Here is a 9,181-nt window from a genome sequence, read left to right on the forward strand (position 1 = left end):
CATGAACCGCCGATTGGTGCGCGGCCGACGAGCGGCGCGACGCCTCGCGGGCGACCACGGCCAGCTGCGCGAGCAGCCGCTGCCGGTCGGCCGGGTCGAGTTCGGGCGCGACTCGCAACCGAGCGGCCTCTTGAGAAAGCGCTGCCACGACCCCCTCAGGATCGGTGCCCATCCGCTCGCGCGCGTCGCGGACCGCTGCGCGAACCTCGACGTCGACGCGCTCGCGCATCACGCGGCGAACGCGCTCGACCGAATCGAGCATATCGCCATCGGTGGCGGTGCGCGGAGGGTCGGCCGCCCGGGCCGGCAGTGAAACAAGCTGAACCGCGAACAAGATCGCGGCCGCGCCGAGAATGCGGCTAGCTGGGTGCGACATGCCTGCGCCCTTCATGCGCGACCTCTCTTTCCCTCGATCGAAGCGGCTGGCCGAGTGGTCCTCTGCGGGGATTGGCCGCTTCGAGACATCACCTCACCATACCACACTACGCACACCCGGGGGGACTGGGCGGCCGGTTAACGAAGTTTTCAGGCGGCCCGCCGCCAGCGAACGGCGGCGGCATCCGGTCGTTCTTCGACCTGCCCAGGATGTGGCAACGGGACCTGGCGGCCGGTACTGGCCAGGCCAAACGGCAGGTTGATGATTTCCGCAGGAAGCTCCCCTTCTTGCACGGCACGGCATGGCCCCAGGGTGAGCACAAGCAGCATGATCAGCAATGCGGCAACCGTGTGGGGCTGGTAGCAACTTAGCATGTCGCACAGCGTGACGCCGATCAGGTCGCGATGGACCAACAGGGCAAGCCCCGTCGCCATGCCGGCCACGATTACTTGCCATCGCATGACCGTCCGCGCGGCGGCCGCCTGGGCAAAAAGCAGCGCCGCGGGAATGGCGAGCACCAAATGCTGCAGCCAGCAGAGAGGCGACATGATCGCGATCAGTATGCACACGGCCGACCACTCGCCGGCGAGCGAAATGCCGCCGTCCGACAGATCGCACCGCTGGCGGAAGCGCCAGGCGAGCGCGATTGCCATACAGGCCAGGACCGCGCGAACGAAATTCTTGGCCTGCGGCGGTTCGAGACGCGCCAGGCAAACGAAGGCATCGCTCTTTACATAAAGCGGATGGTCGGCGGGATACTTTTGCACCAGCCGAGCGAGCATCAAAGGAAACGATTGGTTGCGCAGCACCGGTTTTTCCACGCCGTTTTCCGACGGGTCCTCAAGCGACAGCGTATAGCCGACGAACGACAGCCACTGCCGATGCAGCGTGACATCCTTTTGCCAGCCGAGATACACGGCCGGTAGCGCGCAAAAACACGCGCTAGCCGCGGCCATCCAGCCGGCGGCGCGCCATTGCCGCTTCCACAACAGATAGGGCAGGAAAATCACGGGCGTCACTTTATAAACGGCCGCCAGACCCAATGACCACCCACACAGTGCCGGGCGACCGCGAAGGAGAGCCCACAGTCCGACGCTGAGCATGCACAGCAGAAACAATTGCAGTCCGCACTCCGGCAGATCGCGAACGATGTAGCAGCCCATGACAGCCACGGCGATGCCGGCCGGTAGCCCCCAACGCCGCCCGGGCGCGGCGCCGATCGTCGACCAGAAGCGCACGCACCAGGCCAGGCCCGCGCACGTCGCGACCAGCCACAGAGCCCGATCCACGCGATACGGCAGCCAGGCCGTGACGGCGTCGATCATGGCCCGGGCCGGCGGATAGTGAAAAGCGAACGTTTCGTAGACGCGGTCGTTGAGAAAGTCGAGTCCCAGGTTGCGATGCCAGAGGAAATCGTTGTCGTAACGAAAGACGCAACGATAGAACTCCAGCCCGGCAAAGATCGCGGCCGCGCAGGCGGCGATCATAAACATCAGCCGGCGCCGTGGCGCAACGGCGGGCGCAGCAAGAGCGCACATGCGAGGGCCCCCCCTCCAGCGAATCGAAACGAGACGCGTGGTTGACGCGGCGCTATGTTCCAACGTGCTCCGTGCTAGCAATCGCAGAACTTACGCGACTGTCAGAGCCGCTTGAGTTGCATCGGCGGGGCAGTCGCGTGCGCTTGAAAGCAAACGTCGATGGCACGCGGAACAGGACCGATTTCGTCAGGCAGCATTGCTGGCAGAGAGGGCGGCTTACTTCGAACGCTGATCGGCGCGCCGCAGGGCTGACGGAAAACCAGGAGTGGCGATGCGCACGCCGGTGTCTTCCAGAGCGTCGTCTTTCACGGCATAAATCGCCAGTTGCTGGGCCGCGTGTTCCTGCACCACCAGGTATTTGCCGTCGGGCGTGAAGCACACCCCTTCGGGAATGCGACCAATGCGCAGCTCTTGCACACGCGCGAGCGACTTCCCGTCGCGCTTGAATAGCCTCAGGCGCGCATATTCCTGGCGCTGCGGATCGTCGGCCGGCACGTTCGAACCTTCCATCAACACCGCGGCGACCAGCCGCCCGTCGGGGCTGATATCGAACGACTCGGGCCCGGTGCCGACCACGATGTGATCGATCGTGTGAATGGGATTCGCCGTGAGATCGACGAGCGAAAGCAAATCGGCGTCGGGGCCGTTGAGATTGCCAGCGCCGGCCACGAGGCCCACCGCGCCGTCGGGCGTGATCTGCACGTGATAGGGTTGGCCGTAGAGAGGAATCTTCCGCTCGGCTACCGTCACGCGCTTCTCGGCGATATGCAGCACGCGCGCGGCTCCGGCCTTGTTCAGGCTGACGAGCGCCAAGTCGCCGGCCGGGTCGAAGGCGACGTCCGATGGTTCACTGGCCGCATCGCCGACCGCAATGGTGTCGATCACGGCGACGGAGTTGCCACGAATATCCAGGACCGAAACCGTGCCGTCGGCGCGATTCGCCACCAGTGCCAAATTGCCCGCACGATTGATCGCCAGGCCCGACGGTTGCCGGCCGACTTTCACGCGCGACAGAATATGGCCGGCATCGCCGCGCAAATCGACGACTTGCACCACGTCGTCGGGAAGCGGCTTTTTCCGGTCATCGGTGTAGCGTCGCACCGAGTTTGCGACCAGGGCCAAGCGCTCGTCCGGCGTGATGGCAAGGTTCGTGGGCGGACCGACCACGCTATTGGCGATGCCCGCGATGTTCTGCGTCCGCGGCGGGAATGTCCGGAAATCGAGGATCGTCAAGCTGTCGGGTTTTGGGTCTTCGACGACGCGGCCGACGCCGCTCGACAGGTCGTATTTACCTTCATTGGCCGAAACCAGGATCTGGGCGTTAAGGCCGCGCTGCGCGAACGAAGTGAGTGCGAGCGCCAGAGCGCCGGCCAGCACGAGGCGGGAGCCGGGCAAGGGGCGGGTTCTTTGCATCGAAAATCCTTGATGGAATGCGCGTAGCGGCACATCCGCGACAGGCACAGCCTGCCCTGAAGAATCGCGAAAATCAACAAGCTTCGCCTGGAATTTCGCCAGACATTCGAGATGTCGGATGGCACGTCTCGTGCTAATCGGATCCGTCAGGGACTCGTGGTCACCGTGACGTTGTTCGACGTGTCGTGAATCGTGGTTGTAGCCAAGGAAGGATCAACGATCGTGGCCCGCCACGACTTCAATTGACTCGAAACCTTGTCGTAGGAATAGTCATCGAAGTAAAGGGTTATATCGTCGGTCCCAGTTCCTCCCGAGGCATAACCATAGGCGGCGCCGGTGCTCCCTTCTTCGATCTCCTCGTTGAGGTTCACGGTATCGTTGCCGTCGTTGCCAAAGACTCCGATGCTGACTGAGCCGAAGACGAGGCCCGAGAAGGCGGCAAACACACGATCGTTTCCCGTGCCGCCGTTGAGCGACGCAACGATCGATGAGGTCGCGTCCACGTCGGTACCGGCCCCGAAGGTCAAGCTGTCGTCGCCGGCTTCGCCGTTCAGGAATACGGTGACGTGGCTGTTGGTTACCGTGCCCAGATTCACCGTGAGGTGATCATCGTAGGGGCTGCCGGTCACGCACACGACCAGGTTCGAGTTAGTGACTCCCGCGCTAAAGTCGAGCGTAGCGCGATCTTGGCCACCGGTGCCAAGATCGAAGTAAATCGACTCGCTGCTGGTCAGCGGATTTTGCAACTTGTAATTGACGTTGTCTGCGCCGACCCCTCCTTCGAAGCGAATACTGCGGATGCCGTTAACGAAAGTGATCACCTTGCCCGACGCGTCGGCGACCAAAACTTCCTGATTGCCGAAATCAAGGATGTTAACGGTGTCGGCGCTGTTGTCGCCAAGGATTTGCAGTTGAAAGCCGTCGGCCGCATGCCCTGGATTCAGGGGGATAGCCACGGCACTGACGCTGGGGGTATATCGATTCTCCAGGTGCTCGACTCGAAGTGTTAAACGCCGCCTCTTTCCCTGTTTCGGGAAACTCCAAAACCGCATTGGTTACTCCCTAAACCTCGGCCCCTGCCGCGAGGACGCTGGCCCGTCCGTATTCGGATTGTAGGGGCCAGCGAAGATGGTGGGAATGGCGATGAGTTTGCCGATCGACGGGCATTTTAACGGCCATGCCACCGTGGAAGCCGTTTCAAGTCGCGACCACTTGCCCGAGGCGACAGCACTTTTGCCGTCATTTGGGCTAGAAACCCGGAAACACTCCCTCCCTGAATGGCGTGACCAAAAAGTGTCCGCGCCTTGGGCGGGCTGCGGCCGAGCGCTAACGCCTGGTCCCCTGACGGATTTGGGCCACGGCGTCGGCGGCGGCCTGCTGCAGCAGGAAGAAATCCGCGCCCACGGCAAACCAGGCAACCCCTTTGGCATGCCACTGGCAATAGATTTCCGGTCGATCGCCCAGCGCCATGCCGATCGGCATACCGGCCTTTTTCGCACGCGCGATCACGGTATCGATCGCGGCCAGCACGTCAGGATGTCGCGGCTCGGCTCGATGACCGAGCGAAGCGGCCAGGTCTTGCGAGCCGATCACAAGGGTCGTGACTCCCTCGACGGCCAGAATCTCGTCGATGTTTTGCACCGCTTCGATGTGCTCGATCTGCGGAATGACGACGATCGACTCGTTGGCCTGACGACAATAGTCAGGCCCGCCCGCCGTGCCATAACGGCCCGGACGGCGCGGACCATACCCGCGAATCCCCTCGGGTGGATACCGACATGCGGCGACGGCGCGGCGCGCTTCGTCGGCCGTGCGCACAAAGGGGACGATGATGCCGGCCGCCCCGGCATCGAGGATCGGCTTGATCAACACCGGATCGTTCCAGGCCACACGCACCAAAGGCGTGGTCTCGCTACCGCGCGTGGCCATGATGTGACCCTGCACGGCCGCCACCGATAGCGGTCCATGTTCGGCGTCGATCCATACGAAGTCGAGCACCGTCGTCAGCGCTTCGGTGACGGTGGGATCGGTGAAGGTAATGCACGTTCCCAGGCAGGGCTGGGGATTCTTGATCTTGCGGCGGAAATGAACGGCGTTTTCCATGAAATGAATCGGTCGTTGAGTGAGGAGAAGCTGTGAATCACCACTGTTGGACGAGCCAACTGCGGCACACCATCAAGGTTTTGTGCGAGTGTCTCGGTCGAGTTCGGCGATTGCCCGAGGCACTTAAAATAAGGCAATCGCGCGTCCTGGCCCTCCGTGGCAGCCCTGAATTTTGATCGGCGCGAAAATAAAGTAAGCGCCGGCCGGCAGCTTGCCAACCGCGGTCAAGAACTCGACGCCCACCATGTTTTTCGTCCCCAGCATCCAATAGGTCGCCAGCGCCCGCTGCGGATCGACGCCCCCCAGCGATGGGCCATCGGTCGCTACGCAGCGAATTCCCTTACCGGCCAGGTAGGCAATCGCCTCGGGCCCGGGAGCGGGCCAGCCTTCGCGCTTGCCATTCAGCGGATCGGCGATGCACGCGTTCCCCTCGGGCAGCGTCTTGAACGTGGCATCGGTGTAGCCGCTGTGAAAGATCACGATCGAGCCGGCCGCAATCGGGCCGTGCTCTTTTTCGTCCTGCTCGATATCCTCCACGCGGATCTCGGGAGATTGCGGCCACGATTTCGAATCGGTCGTGCCGACGCGGCTTTTCACGTCGATCACGCGCGCCGGCCCGCAAGTCCAGTCGAGTGGCACCTGCTCGGTGGTCATGGTGCTCGTGCCGCGCGGACCGTAGCGCTTTTCGTACTCGGCCAGCCACGAACGGGTCTGGTCGTCGTATTGGGTGTTATCGAAGCCGGGCGCGGGCAGCGCATAGCTGGGCGGCACCAGGTGAGTGCCGGCATGTGAATCGCAAACGTGCGATTGGTGATAGATGCCCAGGTTCGGCGCGAACATGAGCGGCACCTTCAAATACGGCTGGCGGTGCCGGCCTACGCCTGAGCCTGGCCAGGTCACGGGATGCTCGTTCGACAACACGACCGACAAGTCAACGGCCTGCTTTTTGCGCGCCGATTCGATCAAGCGTCGCGCGAGCGGATCGCCCACGATGGCGATGGCGCGCGCCTCGGCATAGGGACCATCAGCATGCTTCGGCGACAGCAAACAGTAAAACGCGCCGGTCACGGGCAATTGATCGAAGCCCGTCCCGGATTCGGTCCAGATCATGCCGTACTTCAAGCCGGCCAGGTGCGTCGGCTCGGCCAGGTCGGGAATCGGGCCCATGCTGGCGCTATCCGTGGCCAGCGCCATGACTTTACGGCTGGCCAGGTATTCCATGCAGTCGGGATCGGGGTCAGGCCAGGCGGGCGTGCGCCCTTCGACGGGGTCGGCGAGGTAGCGCCGCCCTGCGGGAAGCGGCTTGTAGAACTTGTCGCTGTAGCCGCTGCGAAACAGCACGACATCGCCAAACTGCAGCGGACGATGTTCGCGCTCCCAGGCGACGATGCGATCGCGCTTCACCAGCGCGCTACGCCCGTTGGGCGCCGCTTCGAGCAAGTCGGTGCAATCAATGACGCACGCCTCGCCGCCGAACTGCCAGGCGGGCACCTTGTCGGTGAACACACGGCCGTACGGCCCGGCGTTGGGCAGCTTCGTATCGGGATGCGGAATCGAATGCGGCGGAACGTCGAATTGCGTGCCGGTGTTGCCATCGATGGCCAGGATATCGCTGTTGTAGGCGCTGAGCGGGCCAATGCGCAGATACTCGTTCATGTGAAATGGAGCAAAGCCCGCGGCCGGCCAGTTGGCCGCGTATTCGGGCGCCACCAGGAGCGACAGGTCGACGACGCGCGGCGCATCGGCAGGCGCGGCCGGCGCCGTGCCGGCGTAGGTCATTGCCAGCGCAGCGGCGAAAGACGTTATTAACCATTGATGAACTGGTCTTCGTGGCCGCTCGGCGTGAAGGGTGCGATGGTTCAAGGATGTACTCCTGGAGCGCTGGGAGGGTGCGATAGCGGTCAATCGTAACCGCCGCAACGCGCCTCGCAACCATTTACAGAAGCTCGCGCACGACGCTACCCGTACTGAGCGCGAAGGGACGGCCCAGATGGTCGCGGATCTCGGCGTGGGGATCGATGCCCAGGCAATGGAACATCGTGGCATGAATATCCACAGGATCGATGGGGTGCGAGCTGGGAAAGGCCGCAATCTTGTCTGAGTTGCCGATCGCCTGTCCGCCGCGCACCCCGCCGCCGGCCAAGAGGACCGATTGGCACGAGCCCCAATGATCGCGCCCGGCCGCGGCGTTGATCTTGGGCGTGCGGCCGAACTCGCCCATGACCACGACCAGCGTTTCGTCGAGCGTACCGCGCGCAGCCAGATCATCGACGAGCGCCGACAATCCTTGGTCGAGCATCGGCAGTAGCTCATTCTGCAAACCTTCGAAATTCTTCGAGTGCGTGTCCCAGCCGTCGCAGACCGTCATTTCGTTGAAATGGATGGTGGTCATCGGCACGCCCGCCTCCGAGAGTCGCCGCGCGAGCAGCATGGCCCGGCCAAAGCGGTGATTGCCGTACGCTTCGCGCAATTGCGCGGGCTCGCCGTCGAGCGAGAAGGCGCTAGCTGCGTTCCCTTGCGCGCCGGAAAGAACCACGGCTTGATCGCGCAGCTCGAGATAGCCTTCGGCGCCGGTCACAACGGGGCGGCGCGATTCGACAAGCGACAACAGTCGAGCGCGGCGATCCAGTCGCTCGGCGGCCACGTCCTCGGGCCGGTGCAACGCGGGCACGGCATCCGCGGCGCCCGGATCACCATCGACGCACAAGGGATCGAATAGCGGTCCCAGGAAGCCCGCGCCGCCGCCGCGCAGCGCCGGTCGGGCGCGTTTGAATTCGCCCGACGTGCTGCTGCGCACCGCCAGTTGCGGAATGGCGACGTAACCGGGCAATTGCGCTTGCCGATCGCGCGGTCCGCGCTCCGCGCGCTGCGCCGCGACGATCGCGGCCAGGTGCGGGAAGTCGCTGCGCTGCGGCGGCCGCACGTCGTTATCCATCTCAGGCCGCTCGACTTCACGCCCGGTGAGCGTGTAGTAGATCATCGGCGTGTGATTGTGGTTGTGATGGCTCACCGAGCGCAGAAGCGCAAAATTCTTCGACCGCTGAGCCAGCCGGGGCATGTGCTCGCAGATCGACAAGCCGGGCGTTGCCGTGGCAATGGGTTCAAATGGCCCGCGGATTTCGGCCGGCGCCGCGGGCTTGAGATCCCACATGTCGATGTGCGACGGCCCGCCCAGCAGATAGACGAGGATGCACGAACGAGCGCGACCGAGCTGCGCAGGCGCTTGGCTACCGCGCACGAATTGCGGCGCCGCGCCGCTGGCGAGCGCCAGCCCACCGCCGATGCGCAAGAAGCTACGGCGGTTGATCGGCCCATCGATGCGCGGCGAAAGTCGTGGCATAAGGCGTCTGTTTCTTCTCGGCAATCATGGCAAAGGGTTTGGCACGGCCGTCGGTTTTACGCCGTCGGTCGCCACTTCTTTTGACTGCACCGTCGCATCCGCTTTCTCTTTCGCAGCGTCCATCGCACGCTGTTCTGAGTCAGTAATGATTAGAAACGAACCGACGAGAAACACAACCGTGACCAATGTTTGGCCGGCAAGCCACGCCAGACGCGGGCTGCGCGGGCCACCACCGCATTTCGCGTACAAAGGCCCCTGCAACGGAAAGTTACTAAGTTCGAGTTTCGCAGTTTAGGCCGCCAGAGCGGCCGTGTTTTCCAGGAGGTCGAGGACTTTTCGGCTACCTTGGCCGCCGAGTCCCCATGAGGAAACTTGTTCGCGGAGGCTGCATCGTCGCAAGGTGCCCAGCAT

The 9,181-nt window shown here is 63.5% G+C and carries 7 protein-coding genes; all 7 read right to left on the minus strand.

The annotated features are described in order from the left end of the window. Positions 1–376: hypothetical protein (locus tag VHD36_22010; protein ID HVU90023.1), on the minus strand; the 376-nt coding region annotated here is incomplete at its 3' end. Between the two features lie 149 nt (positions 377–525). Continuing rightward, positions 526–1,869: a glycosyltransferase family 87 protein gene (locus VHD36_22015; GenBank protein ID HVU90024.1), complete on the minus strand. Its 1,344-nt coding sequence runs from the start codon at positions 1,867–1,869 to the stop codon at positions 526–528. A 261-nt stretch (positions 1,870–2,130) separates the two neighbouring features. Further along, a complete protein-coding gene (locus VHD36_22020; protein ID HVU90025.1) occupies positions 2,131–3,327 on the minus strand; it encodes a YncE family protein in 1,197 nt (398 codons plus the stop codon). Between the two features lie 146 nt (positions 3,328–3,473). Then, entirely contained in the window at positions 3,474–4,283 is an 810-nt protein-coding gene (locus tag VHD36_22025; GenBank protein ID HVU90026.1) for a hypothetical protein, read from the minus strand. Between the two features lie 370 nt (positions 4,284–4,653). Then, positions 4,654–5,430 carry an aldolase/citrate lyase family protein gene (locus tag VHD36_22030; GenBank protein ID HVU90027.1) on the minus strand — a complete coding sequence of 259 codons (777 nt, stop codon included), beginning with the start codon at positions 5,428–5,430 and terminating at the stop codon, positions 4,654–4,656. A 123-nt stretch (positions 5,431–5,553) separates the two neighbouring features. Continuing rightward, positions 5,554–7,209 (minus strand): cyclase family protein, encoded by a 1,656-nt coding sequence (locus VHD36_22035; GenBank protein HVU90028.1) that lies wholly within the window; start codon positions 7,207–7,209, stop codon positions 5,554–5,556. Between the two features lie 157 nt (positions 7,210–7,366). Then, positions 7,367–8,770 carry a DUF1501 domain-containing protein gene (locus tag VHD36_22040; GenBank protein HVU90029.1) on the minus strand — a complete coding sequence of 468 codons (1,404 nt, stop codon included), beginning with the start codon at positions 8,768–8,770 and terminating at the stop codon, positions 7,367–7,369. Positions 8,771–9,181 lie beyond the last annotated feature (411 nt).

The organism is Pirellulales bacterium, assembly GCA_035546535.1.
Taxonomy (GTDB): Bacteria; Planctomycetota; Planctomycetia; order Pirellulales; family JACPPG01; genus JACPPG01.

Excerpts from the sequence above, each read along its gene's own strand:
- VHD36_22040 (HVU90029.1), bottom strand. The coding sequence starts at position 8,770 with ATGCCACGACTTTCGCCGCGCATCGATGGGCCGATCAACCGCCGTAGC.
- VHD36_22035 (HVU90028.1), bottom strand. The coding sequence starts at position 7,209 with ATGACCTACGCCGGCACGGCGCCGGCCGCGCCTGCCGATGCGCCGCGC.
- VHD36_22020 (HVU90025.1), bottom strand. The coding sequence starts at position 3,327 with ATGCAAAGAACCCGCCCCTTGCCCGGCTCCCGCCTCGTGCTGGCCGGC.
- VHD36_22030 (HVU90027.1), bottom strand. The coding sequence starts at position 5,430 with ATGGAAAACGCCGTTCATTTCCGCCGCAAGATCAAGAATCCCCAGCCC.
- VHD36_22015 (HVU90024.1), bottom strand. The coding sequence starts at position 1,869 with ATGTTTATGATCGCCGCCTGCGCGGCCGCGATCTTTGCCGGGCTGGAG.